The sequence below is a fragment of the Thermomonospora curvata DSM 43183 genome, assembly GCF_000024385.1.
GTDB classification, from domain to species: Bacteria; Actinomycetota; Actinomycetes; order Streptosporangiales; family Streptosporangiaceae; genus Thermomonospora; species Thermomonospora curvata.
This window is the reverse complement of sequence record NC_013510.1, coordinates 2,073,061-2,093,291: the sequence shown is the minus strand read 5'-3', so window position 1 is coordinate 2,093,291 and position 20,231 is coordinate 2,073,061. Positions and strand designations below refer to the sequence as shown.

Genomic DNA, 20,231 nt, shown 5'->3' with positions numbered 1-20,231 from the left:
GACTGCCAGCACCAGACGCGCCCGGCCATCCGCGGTCGGCGCGAGATGGACCAGAACGCAGGTCAGGGCCGGTCTTCAGGGAGCGAACCGCCGGTGAACTGGGTCAGGCAGGGTTGACCGATGTCACTCGTCCACATGGTGGACGAAACTGGACAGCCCTTGAGACGGCATGTCAGAGTCGGAGTATGACTGCTGCGAACCCGACGCTGGTGAAGCGCCGGCACGTTGACTTTCTGCGGGTACGCAGCGCTATCTGTCGGTGACGCTCGACCACGCCCATGCAGTTCCCATCGCGTGGTGCGCCGGCGTCACCCTTGACTCGCACCGCTCACCGTCGAGCCGGCGGTTAAGCCTGCCGGTGTGCCGCGCGTCGCCCCTTCCCGATCTAGGAGCAGGACGCGACCGTGCCACCCAGTGTGAGGCGCAAGCGAGGCGAGGGCCAGTGGGCCCTGGGCTATCGCGAGCCGTTGAACAAGAACGAAGAGACCAAGAAGAACGATGACGGCCTGAACGTCCGCCGGCGGATCATCGACATCTACTCCAAGACCGGCTTCGACTCCATCGACCCGGCCGACCTGCGCGGCCGGTTCCGCTGGTACGGCCTGTACACCCAGCGCCGGCCCGGCATCGACGGCGGCAAGACCGGTGCGCTGCCGGACGAGGAGCTCGACGACCGCTACTTCATGCTGCGGATCCGCATCGACGGCGGCCAGCTCGACACCCGCCAGCTGCGCGTCATCGCCGACATCTCCAACCGGTACGGCCGCGGCACCGCCGACGTCACCGACCGGCAGAACATCCAGCTGCACTGGGTGGAGATCGAAAACGTCCCGGCGATCTGGGAGGCGCTGGAGGCGGTCGGGCTGACCACCACCGAGGCCTGCGGCGACACCCCCCGGGTGATCATCGGCTGCCCGCTGGCCGGGATCGCCGCCGATGAGGTGATCGACGCCACGCCGCAGATCCGCGACGTGCGCGACCGCTACATCGGCAGCCCGGAGTTCTCCAACCTGCCGCGCAAGTTCAAAAGCGCCATCTCCGGCTGCAGCTCCCAGTGCACCGTGCCGGAGATCAACGACGTGGCGTTCGTCGGCGTGGTCAACGACGCCGGGGAGGCCGGCTACCAGCTGCTGGTGGGCGGCGGGCTGTCCACCAACCCGATGTTCGCCCAGAGCCTGGGCGTGTTCGTGCGGCCCGAGCAGGTGCACGAGGTCTGGAAGGGCGTCACCTCGGTCTTCCGCGACTACGGCTACCGGCGGCTGCGCAGCCGCGCCCGGCTGAAGTTCCTGGTCAAGGACTGGGGCGCCGAGAAGTTCCGGCAGGTGCTGGAGCAGGAGTACCTGGGGTACGCCCTGCCGGACGGCCCCGAGCCGGCCGCGCCGCTCCCCCACCGCGACCACGTGGGGATCCACCGGCAAAAGGACGGCAACTACTACGTCGGGTTCGCGCCCAAGGTCGGCCGGCTCAACGGCGACCTGCTGAAGGTGATCGCCGACCTGGCCGACGAGTACGGCTCGGGCCGGGTGCGCACCACCGCCGAGCAGAAGATGGTCATCTTGGACGTGCCCGAGGCGCGCACCGAGGAGCTGGCCGCCGAGCTGGCCCGGCACGACCTGCAGGTCCGCCCGTCGGTGTTCCGGCGGCAGACGATGGCCTGCACCGGCATCGAGTACTGCAAGCTGGCGATCGTCGAGACCAAGCAGCGCGGCATGGACCTGATCGAGGAGCTGGAAAAGCGCCTCCCCGACTTCGACCAGCCGCTGTCGATCAACATCAACGGCTGCCCCAACGCCTGCGCCCGCATCCAGGTCGCCGACATCGGCCTCAAGGGCCAGCTGGTGGTGGACGAAAGCGGCGAGCAGGTGGAGGGCTTCCAGATCCACTTGGGCGGCCGGGTCGGCGCCTCCTTCGGGCGCAAGGTCCGCGGCCTGAAGACCACCGCCGACGGTCTGGCCGACTACGTCGAGCGGGTGGTGCGCAAATACGACGAGCAGCGCGCCGAGGGCGAGAGCTTCGCCGACTGGGTGCACCGGGCCGACGAGGCCGACCTGCAGTAGCGGCGCGTTCACCCACGAAGGCGGCAAAGCGATGCGAGCGATGAGACAGGGGAGGCGGCGATGAGCGAACGCGCGGCGCCGTTCTACTGCCCCTACTGCGGCGATGAGGACCTGGTCCCCTACGAGGGCGAGGGGACCTGGCACTGCCGTGCCTGCGCCCGCGCCTTCGGGTTGAAGTTCCTGGCGGTGGCGATGCCCGGCCCGGCCGCCCCGCCCACCGCAGACCGCGCCACCCGATGAGTTCCCACCGGCCTCACCGCCGTCAGGGCACGGCAGGCGGCACGGCCGCGAGAGGTCCGGCGGCTACGGCGCGGGCCGCCGGGCCTCTCGCGCACGACCCGATGACGAGCACCCTCGGGAGAGGAGTCCCCATGCCCCCCACGACCGTTGTGGCGACCTCGACCGACCGGCCGGCCCTCGACCTGCGCGACGTCGCCGACTCGGCGGCCCAGGCACTGGAGGGCGCCTCTGCACTGGAGATCGTCCGCTGGGCGGTGGCGACGTTCGGCGACCGCATCTGCCTGACCTCCTCCATGTCGGACGCGGCGCTGATCCACCTGGTCTCCAAGGTCAAGCCGGGCATCGACGTGTTGTTCGTCGACACCGGCTACCACTTCGCCGAGACCATAGGCACCCGCGACGCCGTCGAGGCGGTCTACCCGGTCAACGTCATCAACGTGACCCCCACCCGCACGGTCGCCGAGCAGGAGGCCGCGCTCGGGCCGCGGCTGTATGGGCGCAACCCGGACCTGTGCTGCCATCTGCGCAAGGTCGAGCCGCTGAGCCGGGCGCTGGAGGGCTACATGGCCTGGTTCAGCGGGATCCGCCGGGAGGAGACCCCCAGCCGCCGCGACCGCAAGGTCGTCGAATGGGACGGCCGGCGCGGCATGGTCAAGGTCAACCCGATTCTCAACTGGACGCAGCAGGAGATGGACGACTACATCGCCGACAACGGGGTGCTGGTCAACCCGCTGCACTACGACGGCTACCCGTCCATCGGCTGCGCCCCGTGCACCCGCCCGGTGGCGCCGGGCGAAGATCCGCGCAGCGGCCGGTGGGCCGGGTTGGGCAAGACCGAATGCGGCATTCACCTTTGATCCGCACCGGCCGGCCGGTGCCGCTGGTGGCGGTGGCGCACGGCAGCAGGGACCCGCGGAGTGCGCTGACCGTGGCGCGGCTGCTGGCGGCGGTCCGCCGCCGGCGGCCGGGCCTGCCGGTGCTGGCCTCCTATCTCGACCACGCCCCGCCCTCCCCCGACCGGGTGCTGCGGGGCCTGCAGGAGGACGCGGCGGTGGTGCTGCCGCTGCTGCTGACGGCGGCCTACCACAGCAAGATCGACATTCCCGGGGTGCTGGCGGGGGTGCGCACCGCCCGGCCCCGGCTGCACATGCGGCTGGCCGGCACGCTGGGACCGCATCCGCTGCTGATCGCCGCGCTGGAGCGGCGCCTGGCCGAGGCCGGGGTGCCGATCGGCGACCCGGACACCGCGGTGGTGCTGGTGGCGGCCGGCTCCAGCGACCCGGCGGCCAACGCCACCGTGGCGGGCCTGGCCCACGGCTGGCGGGCGGCCGGCTGGTGGAACGTGGTCCCGGCGTTCGCCTCGGCGGCCCGCCCCCTGCCGGCCGACGCGGTGGCCTCGCTGCTGGCCGCCGGTGCGCCCCGGGTGGCGGTGGCCTCCTACTTCCTGGCCCCCGGCCACTTCGCCGACAAGGTCCACGCCGAGTCGCTGGCCGCCGGCGCCGCCGTGGTCTCCGATGTGCTGGGCGATGCGCCCGAGCTGGCCGAGGTGGTGCTGCACCGCTACGACGAGTGCCTGGCCGGCGCCGGGGAGGCCGCGGCGGTCTGACCGCGGCGGCGGATTGCGCCGTGGCGATCGGGGTAGGCGATCTGGCGTGGCCGGCGCGAACGCGCACCCGACCCGGCAGGCGTGCCTTCGCCGCGGCCGGGGAAGGGTCCCCGCCGGGGAGGGCCGCCGGCCCGCGCGCATGCGGCCGGTGGGCAACGGAGCGTGGTCGCGGTGAAGGAGGTTCGTTGATCCCGTTGGTCGCCGGGAAGGGGCCCGGCCGGTGATCCGCTCGGCCGGCACCGATGCGGTGGAGGAGCTGCTGCGGCTGAGCCAGGCCACCGCCGATGAGGATCCGCTCAAGGCGCTGGCCGCGGCCAACGCGCTGCGCCGCCGGGCCGAGCGCCTGGAGGCCGTCCAGGTGCGGCGGGCCCGTGCCCACGGGCTGCCGTGGACCCGCATCGCCGAGGCGCTCGGGGTCTCCAAGCAAGCCGTCCACAAAAAGTACGGCGGCCGGCGCGGGGAACGGTGAGCGGCGCCCTCACCAGTCGCGCACGGAGCGGCCGGCCGCGGCGTCGTGCTCGCCGTCGACGATCTCGATGTCGCCCAGCACGCAGTGGGCGCACACCCGCACCACCGGGGCGGCCCGGCCGGCCGCGGGCCGGCGCAGGCTCACCCGGCGGTCGCCCAGCACCGCATAGCCGCTCATCTGCACCTGCACCCCGTCCGGCACGACGACCTTGATGTCGCCCAGCACCGCCACGGCCGCGATGGCGACCTCGCCGCGCGGCACCTGGGCGTCCCGCAGGTCGAGCACGATGTCGCCCAGCACCGACAGCAGGTTCAGCTCCTCTTCGATACGGCCGACGATGTGCTCGCGCACATCGCCCAGCACGGCGGTGAAGCGGCGGCTGACCAGGCTGGGGGCGGGTTCGGCGCCGGGGGCGCCCACCCCCGGCAGGTCCTCGACGACCTTCTCCAGCTCCCCGCGGGTGACGGCGGCGTAGGCGGCGGCGGTGCGCTCGGTCAGCTCGGCGAACGTCAGCCGTCCCTCCACCGAGGCGATCCGCAGCCGTTCCACGACGGCCTCCCGCTCGGCGTCCGAGGCGCGCACCGAACCCGGCGGGAGCGGACGCCGCGGATGCGGGGTGAGGTGTTCCATGCCTATGACGTTACGGCCCGCACCGGCGCCGGCCCTCCGACCCGCGGACGAGATCACCCCTCCATGAGGAGGACCCGCCGGGCCTTTTCCGGCACGTGGTCCACGGCACCGGGGACGGGAGCCCTTGCGTTCTCCATGCCGCGACGTTGCAGATCACGGCAGCGTCCCGGCCGCGCGGCCCTCGCATGCGACCTGCGGAGACGGCGTGGTGAAAAAGGTTCACCGGCCATGGGATTTTCGAATGTCGTTCTGTACAGTGGCGGGGCAGCGAGCAAGCCGTCCAGGGAGCAGCAGCCATGGCCACGACGCATGAAGTGTTCAACCAGGCCCCTCCGCTGGAGGACTACGACCTCGCCGACGACCCCGCGCTGCTGGAGGGGCTGGAGCGCGAGGGCGCCGGCTGGGCGTCCGCCGAAGTGCACGAGCTGGGCCGGCTGGCCGGCACCCGCCGGGCCCAGGAGTGGGGGCGGCTGGCCAACGAGTACCCGCCGGTCCTGCGCACGCACGACCGCTACGGCCACCGCATCGACGAGGTGGAGTACCACCCGGCCTGGCATGAGCTGATGACCGTGGCCGTCACCCACGGCCTGCACGCCGCCCCTTGGGCCGACTCACGCGAAGGCGCGCACGTGGCGCGGGCCGCCAAGTTCTACGTCTGGCGGGTGGACGCCGGTCACGGCTGCCCGATCTCCATGACCTACTCGGTCGTCCCCGCGCTGCGGCACAACCCCGAGCTGGCCGCCCAGTACGAGCCGCTGCTCGTCCAGCGCACCTACGACTTCGGGCTGCGTCCCCCGCTGACCAAGGCCGCGCTGCTGGCGGGCATGTCGATGACCGAAAAGCAGGGCGGCTCGGACGTGCGCGCCAACACCACCACCGCCACGCCCCAGCCGGACGGCTCCTACCGGCTGGTCGGGCACAAGTGGTTCACCAGCGCCCCGATGTGCGACATCTTCCTGGTGCTGGCCCAGGCGCCGGGCGGGCTGACCTGCTTTTTGCTGCCGCGGGTGCTGCCGGACGGCTCGCTCAACCCGATGCGGATCATGCGGCTGAAGGACAAGCTGGGCAACCGCTCCAACGCCTCTTCGGAGATCGAGTACGAGGACGCGGTGGCCTGGCGGGTCGGCGAGGAGGGCCGGGGCGTGCGGACCATCATCGAGATGGTCAACTCCACCCGGCTGGACTGCCTGATCGGCGCGGCGGCCGGCATGCGCCAGGGGGTGACCGTCGCCGCCCACCACGCCGCCCACCGCAAGGCGTTCGGCGCCTACCTGATCGACCAGCCGCTGATGCGCAACGTGCTGGCCGACCTGGCGGTGGAGTCGGAGGCCGCCACCACGCTGATGATGCGGCTGGCCGGGGCCGCCGACCGGGCCATCCGCGGGGACGCCGCCGAGGCGGCCTTCAAGCGGCTGGCGCTGGCGGTGGGCAAGTACTGGGTGACCAAGCGCTGGCCGGCGCACGCCGCCGAGGCGCTGGAGTGCCTGGGCGGCAACGGGTACGCCGAGGAGTCGGGCATGCCGCGGCTGTTCCGCGAGTCCCCGCTGAACTCCATCTGGGAGGGCTCGGGCAACGTCGCCGCGCTGGACGCGCTGCGGGCCATGGCCAAACAGCCGCAGTGCCTGGAGGCGTTCTTCGCCGAGGTCGAGCAGGCCGCAGGCGCCGACCGCCACCTGGATGCGGCGATCCGCCGGGCCAAGGACAGCCTCACCGACACCGCCACCCTGGAGCTGCGCACCCGGCGCGTCGCCGAGCTGCTGACGCTGGTGCTGCAGGCGTCCCTGCTGGTCAGGTACGGCCACCCGGCCGTCGCCGACGCCTTTTGCGTCTCCCGCCTGGGCGGCGACTGGGGCGGGGCCTTCGGCACGTTGCCGGCCGGGCTGGATCTGGGCCCGATCATCGAGCGGGCGACCCCGAAGGCGGGCTGACCGCCTGCAGATCGCGGCCGGCCCGCCTGCGCGGTGCGGCAAAGATTCCGAGCCAACCCCTCAGTTTCCGGTGGTGGTCATGGAGTACGGCGAATACCGCAAGTTCGACGCCGTGGGTCTGGCGGAGCTGGTGGCGCGCGGGGAGGTGACGCCCGGCGAGCTGCTGGAGACGGCGATCGCCCGCGCCGAGCAGGTGGACGGGCGGGTGAACGCCATCGTCCGCCCGATGCACGAGCAGGCCCGCGCCCGGGCGGCCACTCCGCTGTCCGGCCCGCTGGCCGGGGTGCCGTTCCTGGTCAAGGACCTCAACCAGGACTACGCCGGCGTGCCGACCGGCTGCGGCTCCCGCGCGCTGCGCGATGTGCCCGCGCCCCACCACAGCGAGGTCGTGCGACGCTGGCTGAACGCCGGGCTGGTCATCTTCGGCCGCACCAACACCCCCGAGTTCGGCACCACCGCGGTCACCGAGCCGGAGGTCAACGGCCCCACCCGCAACCCCTGGAACCTCGACCACACCCCCGGCGGCTCCTCCGGCGGCTCGGCGGCGGCGGTCGCGGCGGGCATCGTCCCGGTGGCGGGGGCCAGCGACGGCGGCGGCTCCATCCGCATCCCGGCGGCCTGCTGCGGGCTGGTCGGGCTCAAACCCGGCCGCGGCCTGGTGCCCGCCGGCCCCGACTACGCCGAGTACCTGCACGGCGCGGCCACCGACGGGGTCATCTCCCGCACGGTCCGCGACACCGCGGTGATGCTGGACGTGCTGACCGCCGAGGTCGACCCGGGCGGCCCCTATGCGGTGCGCCGCCCGGAGACCTCCTACCTGGAGCTGTCGCGCCGTCCGCCCAAGCCGCTGCGCATCGGCTACACCACCGAATCGCCGATCGGGACGCCGGTGGACCCGCAGGCGGTCGCCGCGGTCGAGACCGCCGTCACCATGCTCACCGAGCTGGGTCACCGCGTGGAGCCCGCCGCGCCGGCCGTGGACGGGCGCAAACTGGCCGAGGACTTCCTGACCATGTGGTGCGCGCAGGTCGCCGCCACCATCGATGAGATCCGCCGCCGGACGGGGGCGCCGGCCCGGCACTTCGAGCTGGACAACCGGCTGCTGGCCGCCGCGGCCCGTTCGGTGAAGGCCGCCGACTACCTGCTCGCCCACCACCGCTGGAACGAGCACACCCGCGCCCTGGCGGCCTTCCACGAAGAGTACGACCTGCTGCTCACCCCGACGCTGGCCGGCCCGCCGGTGCGCATCGGCGCCCTGGCCACCCCGCCGCTGCTGCGGCTGCTGGGCCGGGCGCTGCTCCTGCTCGGGCTGACCGGCACGCTGTCGAAGACCAAGCAGTGGAAGGACACCATCACCGCCAACCTGGCGCCGGTGCCCTTCACCCAGCTGGCCAACATCACCGGCCGCCCGGCGATCTCGCTGCCGCTGTACCGGACCCCCGACGGCCTGCCGCTGGGCGTGCAGTTCGTGGCGGGCCTGGGCGGGGAGGGGCTGCTGCTGTCGCTGGCCACTCAGCTCGAAGAGGCCCACCCGTGGGCCGACGCCGAGCCGCCGCTGTGACCGCCGCGGACGCCGATCGGCGCGCTTTTTAGACTCTGGCGAGTGACCTTCGCTGTGCGCATCGGCGTCCGCGGCTATGAGCTGGACGTCCAAGGACATCTCAACCAGGCCGTCTACCTGCAGTACGCCGAGCACGCCCGGTGGGAGTGCCTCAGGGCGGCCGGGATCCTGCCCGACACGCTGGTGGCCGCCGGGGTCGGGCCGGTGGTCCTGGAGACCGTCATCAAGTACCTGCGGGAGCTGCGCGGCGGGGATGAGGCCGAGGTGACCTGCGCGTTCGTGTGGGGCGAGGGCAAGACCTGGCGGGTGGAGCAGCAGGTGCGCAAGCTCGACGGCACGGTGGCGGCGACCGTGAGCAGCGTCTGCGGCCTGCTCGACCTGGCCGAGCGCCGCCTGGTGCCCTCCCCCGCCGAGCGGCTGCGCGCCCTGGCCGGCGCCCCCGCGCCGCTGGGTCTGTGATCCGTCTTCGAGGGCCGTCCCTGCGGTCTTTCCGGAAGTGACCGAACCGCTCCGGGAGAGGCTTCGCGCGCCCTATACATACAGACTGCATGTATGTATGGTGGAAACCCCCGCGACGAAGGGATCACCCGCGATGAACTCGAACGACCCGACCCCCGCCGACCTGGTTCAGGGACTGGCCGAGGAGTACGCGGCCTTCGCCGACCTGATCGAGCCGCTGAGCGAGGCCGAGTGGAGCGCCCCCACCCGCTGCACCGGCTGGGAGGTCCGCGACGTTGCCGGGCACGTGACGCTCGGCGCCGTCGAATCCCTGGACGGCACGATCGGCGAACGCAGCCCCGACGAGCAGGCCAAGGCGCTGCGCGGCTCCTCCCCCGCCGAGGTCGCCGGCCTGCTGCGCGGCGCGGCGCCCCGCCTGATCCGGTTCCTGAGCGGGCTGGACGAGCAGGCGTGGCGCTCCCCCAGCCCGGTCCCCGGCCGCACGATCTTCAACGGGGTGCTCACCCTGTGGTACGACGCCTTCGTCCACACCGACGACGTCCTGGTGGCGCTGGGCAGGCCCCGCAGGCGCGGCGCGGGACTGGCCGCCGCCGTCGCCTGGCTGCGGCAAGAGCTGCACCGACTGGGGCGCGGCCCGCTGCGGCTGGAGCTGGACGGCCTGCCGTCCCAGCAGATCGGCACCGGCGGCCCGGTGATCGCCGCCGACCCGATGGACTTCGTGATGGCCGCCTCCGGCCGCAGCGACCCGGCCGCCATCGGCGCGGACCGGACGCTGAACGTGCATCTCCTACCATGACCCCATGAACCGCAAGGTGGAACAGGGCGACGCGACACGGGCACAACTGATCGCCGCAGGGGTCGCCCTGTTCACCGAACGCGGCTTCGCCGGGACCTCCACCACCGAGATCGTCCGCCGCGCCGGCGTCACCCGCGGCGCCCTCTACCACCACTTCGCCGACAAAGAGGACCTCTTCGAAGCCGTCTACCAGGAGGTGGAAAAGGAGGTCTTCGCGCGCTGCGCCGCCGCCTCGGCCGGCGCCGCCGACACCGCCTCGGCGCTCATCACCGGCCTCCACGCCTTCCTGGACGCCTGCCTGGAACCGAAGGTGCGGCAGATCATGCTGCGCGACGGGCCGGCCGTGCTGGGCTGGGAGCGGTCGCTGAGCTTTGAGGACCCGCACTGCGCGCGCCGGCTGCTGCGCAGGGCGCTGCACGCCGCCGCGGCGGAGGGTCTGCTGCCGGCCGAGCACGCCGACCCGCTCACCCACGCCCTGTTCGGTGCGGTCTTCCAGGCCGGCTATGCCATCTGCGTCGCCGCCGACCCGGCGGCCGAGCGGGACCGCGCGGGCAAGGCGCTCGGCGACCTGGTCTCGGCCCTGCTGTCCCCGCTCCGCTGCAGGCGAACCGGCCCGCATGAGGACGATCACACCGCTTAAGCTCTGGCCATGGGGTCCGTCTGCCGGTGCATCATCTGCCACGACTACGGCGACCGCGACCGGCTGGGCAAGTTCGAACTGCGCACCATCGTCCACGTCAAGCAGTACGGCTGGAGCGTCATCCTCACCTCCCCCCGGGAAAACCGCCCGGGCTGGGCCTTCACCGCCGGCCTGTGGCACACGCTCCGCTCCCCCGAGCTGGTGGTCTTCGGGCTGGAGCCCTATGACATGCAGACCATCGTCAACAACCTCGGCGACCGCGCCGCCGCCGGTCACCCCCTGGTGGCCGGGCAGGAGCGCCGGGACGCCACCGATCGTCACCCGGTCGTGCTGCGCCCGGTGCACACCCACTGGTACGAGCGTCTGCTGAGCGAGGCCCTGCGCTTCTACCGCCACCCGCCGCTGCCCTTCCTGCAGGCGGTGTGGCCCGATGCGGCCGGCCGCTACCCCTGGCAGGCGGGCAGCGACCCCGCCCTCGGCCGATACCAGCCGTCCCTGTGGCTCTCCCCCGAATCCCATCCCCCCGGCATCTGGACGAGCTGAGCGCCCCCTCCCCCCATGCGCGTTCAGCGCCGCCAGCGCGGCTGCCCCGGTCCCTTGCAGGTGTAGATGCGCCCGTTGTAGATGCCGGTCGCTCCCGGTGGCGAGCAGAACGCCCCGGGCCGGACGGTGCGGAGGGCCGGACGGTTCTCCGGCCGGTTCTCCGGCCGGGGCGCCGGACGCCGGGTGGTCTTGGCGGGCGTGGGCCGCTCGGGCACCGGGGAGGCGGTGACGTCCGGCAGGTTCACCCTGCACCAGACCCCGGCCCGTCTGGCGAACGTGCCGTCCGTCCGGCCCGCCAGGACCGCGACCTCCGGGTGGCGGGACAGGGACGCGGCGTCCATCGCCTTGTCCAGCGCGGTCTCGGCCTTGCCGGTCCATCCGGCGCGGCGCAGCGCCCCGGCCCGGACGGTGTAGGCGCACATGAGGCGGGCGGCCCGATCCGCGCTGGGGGCGGGCACGGGAGTGGCGGCAGGGGTGACGGTGGGCGTGGCGGCGGAGGCGGTGGCCGCCGGGGTGGCGGCGGCCCGGTCGGTCGAGGTGGGCGAGGGCTGGGGATCGACCGCGTTGAGGACGGCTCCGCAGGCGACGAGCAGGACCAGCATGCCCAGGCAGCCCAGGCAGCCCAGGCCGGTGACCTTCTTGGGGTCGGGGGTGGGGCGTGGTCGGGACGGTGGATACATGGCCGTACTCCTGGGGTCGCTGATGTGATCTGCCACACATGGCACGCTGTGAAAGCACAGCCGGTTGCCCATTGCCGCACGCCCCATCCCGGCGCTTTTTCGAAGCGGACTTCATCGGCGACGGACGCCTTCCGCCCGAGAAGATCGAAAAACGCGAGTCACATGTGACCCAGGAGTTTCCCGGGGAGCCAGAGAGAGAAGAAAAGCAACTTAAGCGCGGTTTAGGCGGATTTCCCTACCGTGCGGTAAACAGGTGTGTTCCCGCACACCGGCCATGAGCGCCGGCCGGGTAGGGAACAATCGGGGGCTGTTGCCAGGTGAGCCGAGGAGAGGACAGCATGCCGGAGGTGTGGCCGGGCGAGGCTTATCCGCTGGGCGCCTCCTGGGACGGGACGGGCACCAACTTCGCGTTGTTCTCCGAAGTGGCCTCGCGGGTGGAGCTGTGCCTGTTCGACGAGGACGGCGTTGAGACGCGGGTGGACCTGCCCGAGACCGACGGGTTCGTCTGGCACGGCTACCTGCCGGGCATAGGACCGGGACAGCGGTACGGGTACCGGGTGCACGGCCCCTACGACCCGCGCAACGGGCACCGCTGCAACCCCTCCAAGCTGCTGCTGGACCCCTACGCCAAGGCGATCGAGGGGCAGGTGCGCTGGCACGAGTCGCTGTTCTCCTACCGGCTGGACGACCCGGACGCCCTCAACACCGACGACAGCGCGCCCTACATGCCCAAGAACGTGGTGATCAACCCGTTCTTCGACTGGGGGGACGACCGGCCGCCCAAGATCCCCTACCACGAGACGGTGATCTACGAGGCCCACGTCAAGGGCCTGACGATGCGGCACCCGGCGATCCCCAAGGAGCTGCGGGGCACGTACGCGGGGCTGGCCCACCCGGCGATGATCGACCATCTGCTGGACCTGGGCGTCACGGCCGTGGAGCTGATGCCCGTCCACCAGAACGTCCCCGAGCACGCGCTGGTGGCGCGGGGGCTGACCAACTACTGGGGCTACAACACCATCGGGTTTTTGGCCCCGCACAACGCCTACAGCTCCTCCGGGCAGCTCGGCGAGCAGGTGCTGGAGTTCAAGGCGATGGTGCGGTCCCTGCACAAGGCGGGGATCGAGGTCATCTTGGACGTGGTCTACAACCACACCGCCGAAGGCGACCACCTGGGGCCGACGCTGTGCTTCCGCGGCATCGACAACGCCGCCTACTACCGGCTGCGCGATGACGACAAGCGCTACCACCTGGACTACACCGGCTGCGGCAACTCCCTGAACGTGCGGCACCCGCACGCCCTGCAGCTCATCATGGACTCGCTGCGGTACTGGGTGCTGGAGATGCACGTGGACGGGTTCCGCTTCGACCTGGCCTCGGCGCTGGCCCGCGAGCTGCACGATGTGGACCGCCTGGCGGCCTTCTTCGACCTGGTGCAACAAGACCCGGTGGTCTCCCAGGTGAAGCTGATCGCCGAGCCGTGGGACGTGGGCGAGGGCGGCTACCAGGTCGGCAACTTCCCGCCGCTGTGGACCGAGTGGAACGGCAAGTACCGGGACACGGTGCGGGACTTTTGGCGCGGCGGGTATGCGGCGATGCCGGAGTTCGCCTCCCGGCTGACCGGCTCCTCGGACCTGTACGCCCACGGCAACCGCCGTCCCATCGCCTCGATCAACTTCGTGACCTGCCACGACGGGTTCACGCTGACCGACCTGGTGTCCTACAACCACAAGCACAACGAGGCCAACGGCGAGGACAACCGGGACGGCACCGACGACAACCGGTCCTGGAACTGCGGGTATGAGGGCCCCACCGACGACCCGGAGATCCTGCGGCTGCGCGCCCGGCAGCGGCGCAACTTCCTGGCCACGCTGTTCCTGTCGCAAGGGGTGCCGATGCTCTCCCACGGGGACGAGCTGGGCCGCACCCAACGCGGCAACAACAACGCCTACTGCCAGGACAACGAGGTCTCCTGGGTCGACTGGGACAACGCCGAAGAGGACCTGCTGGAGTTCGTCCGGACGCTGTCGCGGCTGCGGCGCGAGCACCCGGTGTTCCGGCGGCGGCGGTTCTTCCAGGGCCGCGGCGGCCACGGCGAGCTCGGCGACATCGCCTGGCTGACCCCGGCGGGCACCGAGATGACCGACTCCGACTGGCACGCCGGCTACGCCAAGTCGCTGGGGGTCTTCCTCAACGGCGATGCGATCACCGAGCCGGATCCGCGCGGCCGGCGGGTGCGCGACGACTCGTTCCTGCTGCTGATCAACGCCCACTCGCAAGGGGTGGAGTTCACCCTGCCCGGCCCGGAGTTCGGGGAGCGGTGGGAGCACCTGCTGGACACCGCCGACTTCCCGCCCGGCGGCGAGGAGGGCGTGCGCACGGCCAAGGCGGCCGATGTGATCGAGGTGGCGGGCCGTTCGATGATGGTGCTGCGCCGGCTGTGACCGGCCGGGACGCGCCCGGCCGGCCGCAAGGCGCCGGCCTCGTCCCCGCCGAGGGGACGGGGCCGCAGCCGGCGGATCAGCAGTCCTTCAGGCGTCCGCCGCTGTAGCCGTAGCTGATGCCCGTGTCGCCGTAGTAGTAGAAGCCGCCGCCGCTGCGTTCGAAGGTCAGGATGTACTTGGTGCCCACATAGTTGACCACGTGGTCGGCGATCATGCTGAACTTGTTGTCCATGCGGTCGCGGGTGTTGGGACCGACGATCCCGTCGGCCGCCAGGCCGCGGGCGGCCTGCCAGGAGGCCACCGCCGAGGCGGTCTGGCTGCCGAACATGCAGTCGATCGACGAGCGGCTCATCCTGTTGTCGGCGTACAGGAAGTACTGGATCATCCCGGCGTAGTTGCCGCTCCAGTAGGTGCAGCCGTTGCACAGCGTGGCCTCATCGCCCAGGTCGTTGGTGGCGATGCCCACGCCGTCCACCCACTTGTTGCCGGTCCCCTGGGCGCCGACCCCGCCCTTGCCGGGGCCGGTGGCGTCGGCGCCGTTGTCGACCGGCGGCTTGGCCTTGGCCACCAGCGAGCGGACCTTCTTGGAGACCTTGGTGTCGTCCCGGGGCAGCGCCTGCGCCAGCCGCACCAGGTCGGCCCGGCTCACCCGGCCGCTGACGGAGATCTGGTAGTTGACGCCGCGCCGTTCGCTCCACGACAGGATGGTCAGCCCCGGTCCCGCGGCGTCGGCGGTGGTGGTCAGCAGGGCCTTGCGGGCGCCGGCGCCGGGGCGGCGCACCGTCGGCTCGGCCAGGATCCGACTTCCGGGCTGCTGCTGGGCGCGGGTGACCTCCCGCGCCGCGCCGACGCTGCGGGCCAGCAGGATCACCCGGCCCTTGCCGCGGAACGCGGCGAGCTCGACCCGGACCTTCAGGGAACGCCGCAGCGAGGAGGTGACGTTGTAGGTGAAGCGCTCACTGAGCGCATGGCCGGGCAGCGCCTTGGCGACGGCCCGTTTGGCCGCGGTGGTGAAATCCGGGGCCTGCACCCGCGGCGCCTGAAGATGCACCTGCCGCGCACCGGGCTGGGCCGCGGTGCTCTGCCGGGCCTGGGCCGGCGGTGTCATCAGCCCCAGCAGTGCCAGCGGAGCCGCCACGACGACCGCCGCACGTCGCAAGAGAGGCCTTGGACGCATCGCTCTCCCCTCCCCTGGGCGGTGCCCCCTCCCGCCAGGTGATCCTTTGACATCAACCTTTCAAGATCTAGAAGAAATCTACGGACTCAGACGGCGAGGGGAAGCCCTTGGGGCAAAGTTGTGCATTTTGTCATGCAAGGTGCACAGGATGTGCAAAACACATTCCTTGCTTCAGTCCGGCCGCCGGAGCAGGGAAACGTCGGGAGCAGACCGAGAAGATCAGGCGATCACGCGCATACCGGAGATCACCTTGCGCAATTCGGCGGACGGCATCCGGAACGCCTGAACGATGACCAGCAGCCCCTCCTTGGGCTCCCAGTAGATCCGCGCCTCGTGCGCCCGCGAGCCCTTCACCGGCGCAACGGCCAGCGCCCGCCCCGTGGGAACCCGATAGGGCTTCAGCAGCGCGCCGTCGCGCTCCTCCGCACCGCCGTAGGTGCCGAGCCCGTCACGGACCAGCGCCGCTCGGATGATCAGCACCTGTTGCGTCCCGTGCAGCCGTTCGTAACGGACGGCCCAGAGCAGCTCCTCCCCCGGGCCGGCGAACAGCCTCGCCGGTATACGCCTCACCTCGTCCCCGCGCAGCGGAACCCGGCGCCATCCCCGCGGCACGTACCCCACGTCGACCATGCGGCTTGGGGCGGGTTCGGCGGACGCGCTCACCACGACGCTGGGCGCGGCGCTGAAGGGGCCGTCGTGGCGGGGGGCGCCGGACCCCTGGGACAGCAGGGCGGGCACGATGGCCGCGCCGCCCACCACTCCCGCGCACGAGACCACGGTCACTCCGATCAGCAGGGCCGCATGGGCGCGGCCCCAGGGACGGCGCGCCCGGCTCCCGTGGATCACCCGCTGGGCCATCGCGCCCGGGAACACCAGGCCTTTGAGCTCTTCGTCGATGGACCGGCGGATCAGCTCCGGCAGCTCATCGCCCGCACCGGGATCCCGCCGCCAGGCCGGACCGCCCTCCCACGGATCATCGGGCTCGCGGCGACGGTGCGGATCGTGCCAATTGCTCATCGTCTCGTCCCCCGCGCGCTCTCGGTCCTGGCCAGCCGGGCCCGCAACTCCCGCATCGCCCGGTGCGCCTGGCTTTTGACCGTGCCCACCGAGGTGCCCATCAGGCGGGCGGTCTCGACCTCGGTGTAGCCGCCCCAGTAGCGCAACGCGATCACCATCCGCTGCCGCGGCGGCAGCGCGGCCAGCGCCTTGCGCACCACGTCCCGGGTGAGCAGATCATCGATGGGCAGGTAGGCCGAGTCCGCGGGCTGCTCCTCGTTCTCCAGGCCGAGCAGCTCCGGGTGCCGACGGCGGCCCCGCCAGCCGTCGCGGACCGCGTTGATGATGCTGCGCCGCAGGTACCACTCGGGATCGCCGCGCCGCTTGACCCTGCCCCACCGCCCATACAGCCGTTCCAGCGCCCCTTGCAGCACGTCCTCGGCCTGGTCGCGGTCGCCGGTGAGGGCCACCGTGAAACGCAGCAGGTCCAGCCCACGCGTCTGAACGAACTGGGTGAATTCGGCATCGTCGTCCACGGTTCTCCTCTCCGGCACCATCTGGAACACGCTTCACGGGGCGAGATGGTTGCCTCGGTCGGCTAACCTGCGTTCGGTGCGCCCGCTGCCCACCGATCCGACCGAGCTTCAAAAGGCGTACGCCTATCCCCCCGAGGGGGTGTGGCTGCGCGCCAACATGATCGCCAGTCTCGACGGCGCCGCCTGGGTGGACGGCAGGTCCGGCGGGCTCGGCTCGCCCGGCGACCGGCGGCTGTTCGCCGCCCTGCGCGCCATGGCCGACGTGGTGATCGTCGGGGCCGGGACCGTCCGGGCCGAGGGGTACGGGCCGGTCAGGCCCGGGCCGCAGGGGCAGGCCCCGCCGCTGGCCATCGTCTCCCGCCGGCTCGACCTGGACCTGGACTCGCCGGTGTTCACCGAGCCGAAGGCACGAACCGTCCTGCTGACCGTACAGGCCGCCCCGCCCGAGCGGCTGCGGGCCGCCGAACGGGTCGCCGAGGTGATCATGGCCGGCGAGGACGGCATCGATTTCTCCCGGGCGGTCCGAGAGCTGGCGGCCCGCGGTCACCGCCGGCTGCTGTGCGAGGGCGGCCCGGCGGTCCTGGCCCGCGCCGCCGCCGATGGGGTGCTGGATGAGCTGTGCCTGACGCTCAGCCCGATGCTGGTCGCCGGGGATCCCTCCCGCATCCTGGCCGGGCCGCCGCTCCCCCGCCCCCTGCGGATGCGGCCGGCGAGCGTGTACGAGGAGGACGGTTTCCTTTTCTTGCGCTACCGGCGGGTGAGATAACGCAGGAACAACACGTCCTCTGCGGTGTAGACGGCGCTCAGGCGCAGCTCGACGCGGGCGTCCAGGTCGGCCAGCAGCCGGGTGTGGTGCCGCCCGCCGATCAAGGTGGGGGCCACGTTCAGGCACAGCTCGTCCACCAGCCCGGCCCGCAGCAGCGCGGCGGCCAGGTGCGGGCCGCCCTCGCACAACAGGTGCGCCAGCCCGTGCTCCTCGCGCAGCCGGTGCACCGCCTCGGCCAGATCCAGGCCCTCGCCGGTCTCGGCCACGGCGATCACCGGCACGTGCGCGGGCACCGCGGCGGCGGCGGAACGGGCGGTCACCACGAGCGTGGGGGTCTGGGCGGCGGTGAACAGCGGCAGCCGCCAGTCCAGCTCGGCCCGGCGGGTGACCACCACGATCGGCGCCGGCCCCCGCTTGCCGAGCGCGGCGCGCCGCGGGCGCAGGTCGTCGCGGAGCCGGGCGGGCCCCACCCGGCCGGTGCGGACGGTGGCGGCGCCGACCACGATGGCGTCGGCCAGCGCGCGCAGCGTCCGGAAGACCGCAAAGTCGGCGGCGCCGCCGAGGCCGTCGCTCCAGCCCTGCTCGTCGGTGACCGACCCGTCGGCGCTCAGCACCATCCCGACCCGCAGCCAGGGGCCGGTGACCCGCCCGTACTCCTCGAAGGGGTCGATGCGGGCGGCGGGCTCGGGCAGCAGGCGGCGCATGGCCGCCAGCGTATTGGCCGCTTCCGGCGCGCTCTGGGGCGGGTGCCCGAAGCCGCGGCCCGGCCCGCGGCTTCGGGCAGGGGGCGCAGATCAGGGCCGGACGGTCTCCTCGCGCACGGTCCGCCGCCCCAGATCCTGGGCCCGGGCGGCCGAGGCGCCCTCCACCGGGCGCAGGTAGGTCTGCTGCACGCCCGGCACCCGGTCCTCGATCACGAAGGTGGCCTTGGTGTGCACCGGGGCGCCCGGGGCGTGCACATAAGGCAGCACCTTGAAATGCGCCGTCAGCTTCTTCTTGGTGATCTTGGTCAGCACATAGCCGCGCTGGTTGTTGTAGAACCGCAGGTGCGGGTTGATCTGCAGGAACGGGTGGTCGGCGGGGTCGGAGTCGCCGCCGTCGCCGCCGCTGGTGATGGAGGTGCACACCAGCTCCGAGCCGACCGTCGGCGAGTCCGGGTCGTCGTAGTCGAGCTTGAGGTCACCGGCCCAGTGGGCGTGCACGTCGCCGGTCAGCACCACCGGGTTGCGGACGCCGGCCTCCACCCAGCCCTTGGTGATGCGCTCGCGGGAGGCCACATAGCCGTCCCAGGCGTCCATGCTGGTCACCTTGAGCGGGCCGGCGTCGCTGTCGCGCTGGGCGAAGAAGACCTGCTGGCCGATGACGTCCCAGCGGGCCTTGGAGACGCGGAACCCCTTCAGCAGCCACTTCTCCTGCTCCGGGCCGGTGATGCTGCGCTCGGGGTCCGAGGCGGCCGGGCAGGCGCGGTAGCCGTCCCCGCAGGCCTGGTCGTCGCGGTACTGGCGGGTGTCGAGCATGTGGAAGGTGGCCAGCCGCCCCCACCGGATCCGCCGGTAGAGCTGCATGTCGATGCCGCGGGGCACAGAGGTGCGGCGCAGCGGCATGTTCTCGTAGTAGGCCCGGAAGGCGGCGGCGCGGCGCTCTGGGAAGTTCGGCTGGGGGATTTCCGGACGTTCGGGAGTCTCACCGGCCCAGTTGTTGTCCAGCTCGTGGTCGTCCCAGACCACCAGCCAGGGAGCGGCGGCGTGCGCGGCCTGCAGGTCGGGGTCGGTCTTGTACTGGGCGTGGCGCCGCCGGTAATCGGCGAGCGTCTCGGTCTCGGGGCCCTCGTGGTCGCGGGGGTTGCCGCCGGGGGCGACGTAGGTGTCCTTGCGGTACTCGTACTGGTAGTCGCCGAGGTGCAGCACCAGGTCAGGGTCTTCTTCGGCCAGACGGCGGTAAGCCGTGAAATAACCGTGCTCGTAGTTGGAACACGAGGCGAACGCCATCGTCAGGGCCGGGCCGAAGGTTCCCGGGCGCGGCGCGGTGCGGGTGCGCCCCACCGGGGAGATGTAACGCTCCACCCGGAAGCGGTACCAATAGTCGCGCCCCGGCTGCAGGCCGTTCAGCTCCACGTGGACGCTGTGCGCCGCCTCCGGCCGGGCCACCGCGGAGCCGCGCCGCACGATGTGGCGGAAGCGCTCGTCGGTGGCCACCTCCCAGCGAACGGGCAGCGTCCGGGAGGGCATGCCGCCCAGCCCGTCCTCGGCCAGCGGCTGCAAAGCCAGCCGGGTCCACAGCACGAACCCGTCGTGGTCGGGATCCCCGGAGGCGACGCCGAGGGTGAACGGGTCGGCGGGAAGGCTGCGGCTGCGGGGGGCGGCGTGGGCGGCGGCGCGCGACGGCACGGTGACCGCGCCCGCCACCAGCCCGGCGGTGACGAGGAAGGTCCGGCGGCTGGGTACGAGACGACCGTCGGGCATAGGCGACCTTTCGGATAGCTCGGACATCGACCGCCCGACAGCCTCACCGGCCGCGATGACCATCCCGTTCCCCCAGGTGACGTCCGTTCCAACGGCGGTCGTCGCATCGCTTCCGGCAAGGCTCCCCGGGCACCGCGGTCAAGCTTGCCGACCGGCGTCCCAGGAGACCTCCAGCCTGGGCTCTAGGGCGGGTAAGGCGGGGTGCGCCGGCCGTTTTGGCTGATGGCGGCACATTTCGTAC

The 20,231-nt window shown here is 72.2% G+C and carries 20 protein-coding genes; 13 read left to right on the top strand and 7 right to left on the bottom strand.

The window, feature by feature from the left end; translation table 11 throughout:
- Positions 1-404: 404 nt before the first annotated feature.
- The 5 genes from TCUR_RS08840 (at position 405) to TCUR_RS08820 (ending at position 4,372) form a co-directional block, all read left to right on the top strand.
- A complete protein-coding gene (locus TCUR_RS08840; RefSeq protein ID WP_012852146.1) occupies positions 405-2,057 on the top strand; it encodes a nitrite/sulfite reductase in 1,653 nt (550 codons plus the stop codon).
- A gap of 60 nt (positions 2,058-2,117) precedes the next feature.
- Positions 2,118-2,297: a hypothetical protein gene (locus tag TCUR_RS08835; RefSeq protein ID WP_012852145.1), complete on the top strand. Its 180-nt coding sequence runs from the start codon at positions 2,118-2,120 to the stop codon at positions 2,295-2,297.
- Positions 2,298-2,428: 131 nt separating this feature from the next.
- Positions 2,429-3,154 carry a phosphoadenylyl-sulfate reductase gene (locus tag TCUR_RS08830; RefSeq protein ID WP_012852144.1) on the top strand — a complete coding sequence of 242 codons (726 nt, stop codon included), beginning with the start codon at positions 2,429-2,431 and terminating at the stop codon, positions 3,152-3,154.
- Complete coding sequence (locus TCUR_RS08825; RefSeq protein WP_012852143.1) at positions 3,136-3,903, top strand: sirohydrochlorin chelatase; 768 nt, start codon at positions 3,136-3,138, stop codon at positions 3,901-3,903. The genes TCUR_RS08830 and TCUR_RS08825 overlap by 19 nt, the downstream gene beginning before the upstream one ends.
- A gap of 220 nt (positions 3,904-4,123) precedes the next feature.
- The gene (locus tag TCUR_RS08820; protein WP_012852142.1) at positions 4,124-4,372 is read left to right on the top strand and encodes a hypothetical protein; all 249 of its coding nucleotides are present in this window, start codon (positions 4,124-4,126) and stop codon (positions 4,370-4,372) included.
- Between the two features lie 9 nt (positions 4,373-4,381).
- Here the strand turns inward: TCUR_RS08820 and TCUR_RS08815 are convergent, their stop codons facing one another.
- Positions 4,382-5,002 (bottom strand): DUF1707 SHOCT-like domain-containing protein, encoded by a 621-nt coding sequence (locus tag TCUR_RS08815; RefSeq protein WP_012852141.1) that lies wholly within the window; start codon positions 5,000-5,002, stop codon positions 4,382-4,384.
- Positions 5,003-5,298: 296 nt separating this feature from the next.
- Between TCUR_RS08815 and TCUR_RS08810 the strand changes: the two genes are divergently transcribed.
- The 6 genes from TCUR_RS08810 to TCUR_RS08785 all read left to right on the top strand — a co-directional run bounded on the left by TCUR_RS08810 (position 5,299) and on the right by TCUR_RS08785 (position 10,929).
- Positions 5,299-6,930 carry an isovaleryl-CoA dehydrogenase gene (locus TCUR_RS08810; RefSeq protein WP_012852140.1) on the top strand — a complete coding sequence of 544 codons (1,632 nt, stop codon included), beginning with the start codon at positions 5,299-5,301 and terminating at the stop codon, positions 6,928-6,930.
- 79 nt (positions 6,931-7,009) lie between these two features.
- A complete protein-coding gene (locus TCUR_RS08805) occupies positions 7,010-8,491 on the top strand; it encodes an amidase (RefSeq protein ID WP_012852139.1) in 1,482 nt (493 codons plus the stop codon).
- A gap of 42 nt (positions 8,492-8,533) precedes the next feature.
- The gene (locus TCUR_RS08800) at positions 8,534-8,950 is read left to right on the top strand and encodes an acyl-CoA thioesterase (RefSeq protein ID WP_012852138.1); all 417 of its coding nucleotides are present in this window, start codon (positions 8,534-8,536) and stop codon (positions 8,948-8,950) included.
- A 133-nt stretch (positions 8,951-9,083) separates the two neighbouring features.
- Positions 9,084-9,746 carry a maleylpyruvate isomerase family mycothiol-dependent enzyme gene (locus tag TCUR_RS08795; protein WP_012852137.1) on the top strand — a complete coding sequence of 221 codons (663 nt, stop codon included), beginning with the start codon at positions 9,084-9,086 and terminating at the stop codon, positions 9,744-9,746.
- Positions 9,747-9,750: 4 nt separating this feature from the next.
- A complete protein-coding gene (locus tag TCUR_RS08790; protein WP_012852136.1) occupies positions 9,751-10,386 on the top strand; it encodes a TetR/AcrR family transcriptional regulator in 636 nt (211 codons plus the stop codon).
- 9 nt (positions 10,387-10,395) lie between these two features.
- On the top strand, positions 10,396-10,929 hold the full coding sequence (locus TCUR_RS08785; RefSeq protein ID WP_012852135.1) for a DUF4262 domain-containing protein: 534 nt from the start codon (positions 10,396-10,398) through the stop codon (positions 10,927-10,929).
- 23 nt (positions 10,930-10,952) lie between these two features.
- On the opposite strand, the gene TCUR_RS26985 is transcribed toward TCUR_RS08785, so the two are convergent.
- Positions 10,953-11,609 (bottom strand): hypothetical protein, encoded by a 657-nt coding sequence (locus tag TCUR_RS26985; RefSeq protein ID WP_012852134.1) that lies wholly within the window; start codon positions 11,607-11,609, stop codon positions 10,953-10,955.
- Positions 11,610-11,947: 338 nt separating this feature from the next.
- On the opposite strand from TCUR_RS26985, the gene glgX reads away from it, so the two are divergent.
- Complete coding sequence (glgX, locus tag TCUR_RS08775; RefSeq protein ID WP_012852133.1) at positions 11,948-14,053, top strand: glycogen debranching protein GlgX; 2,106 nt, start codon at positions 11,948-11,950, stop codon at positions 14,051-14,053.
- A 76-nt stretch (positions 14,054-14,129) separates the two neighbouring features.
- Here glgX and TCUR_RS27495 read toward each other — a convergent pair whose 3' ends face one another.
- The 3 genes from TCUR_RS27495 to TCUR_RS08760 form a co-directional block, all read right to left on the bottom strand.
- A complete protein-coding gene (locus tag TCUR_RS27495) occupies positions 14,130-15,212 on the bottom strand; it encodes a peptidoglycan-binding domain-containing protein (RefSeq protein WP_041439443.1) in 1,083 nt (360 codons plus the stop codon).
- Positions 15,213-15,449: 237 nt separating this feature from the next.
- Entirely contained in the window at positions 15,450-16,247 is a 798-nt protein-coding gene (locus TCUR_RS08765) for a hypothetical protein (protein ID WP_012852131.1), read from the bottom strand.
- Positions 16,244-16,762, bottom strand: coding sequence for a SigE family RNA polymerase sigma factor (locus tag TCUR_RS08760; protein WP_012852130.1), 519 nt, complete (start codon positions 16,760-16,762; stop codon positions 16,244-16,246). The genes TCUR_RS08765 and TCUR_RS08760 overlap by 4 nt, the downstream gene beginning before the upstream one ends.
- 76 nt (positions 16,763-16,838) lie before the next feature.
- Here TCUR_RS08760 and TCUR_RS08755 point away from each other — a divergent pair, with 76 nt between their 5' ends.
- Positions 16,839-17,528 carry a pyrimidine reductase family protein gene (locus TCUR_RS08755; RefSeq protein ID WP_012852129.1) on the top strand — a complete coding sequence of 230 codons (690 nt, stop codon included), beginning with the start codon at positions 16,839-16,841 and terminating at the stop codon, positions 17,526-17,528.
- Here the strand turns inward: TCUR_RS08755 and TCUR_RS08750 are convergent.
- Both TCUR_RS08750 and TCUR_RS08745 read right to left on the bottom strand, forming a co-directional pair.
- Positions 17,510-18,232, bottom strand: coding sequence for a dihydrofolate reductase family protein (locus TCUR_RS08750; RefSeq protein ID WP_012852128.1), 723 nt, complete (start codon positions 18,230-18,232; stop codon positions 17,510-17,512). The two genes, TCUR_RS08755 and TCUR_RS08750, sit on opposite strands and share 19 nt — an antisense overlap.
- A gap of 90 nt (positions 18,233-18,322) precedes the next feature.
- Positions 18,323-19,990, bottom strand: a complete 1,668-nt coding sequence (locus TCUR_RS08745; RefSeq protein ID WP_012852127.1) for an alkaline phosphatase D family protein — start codon at positions 19,988-19,990, stop codon at positions 18,323-18,325.
- Between the last annotated feature and the right edge of the window lie 241 nt (positions 19,991-20,231).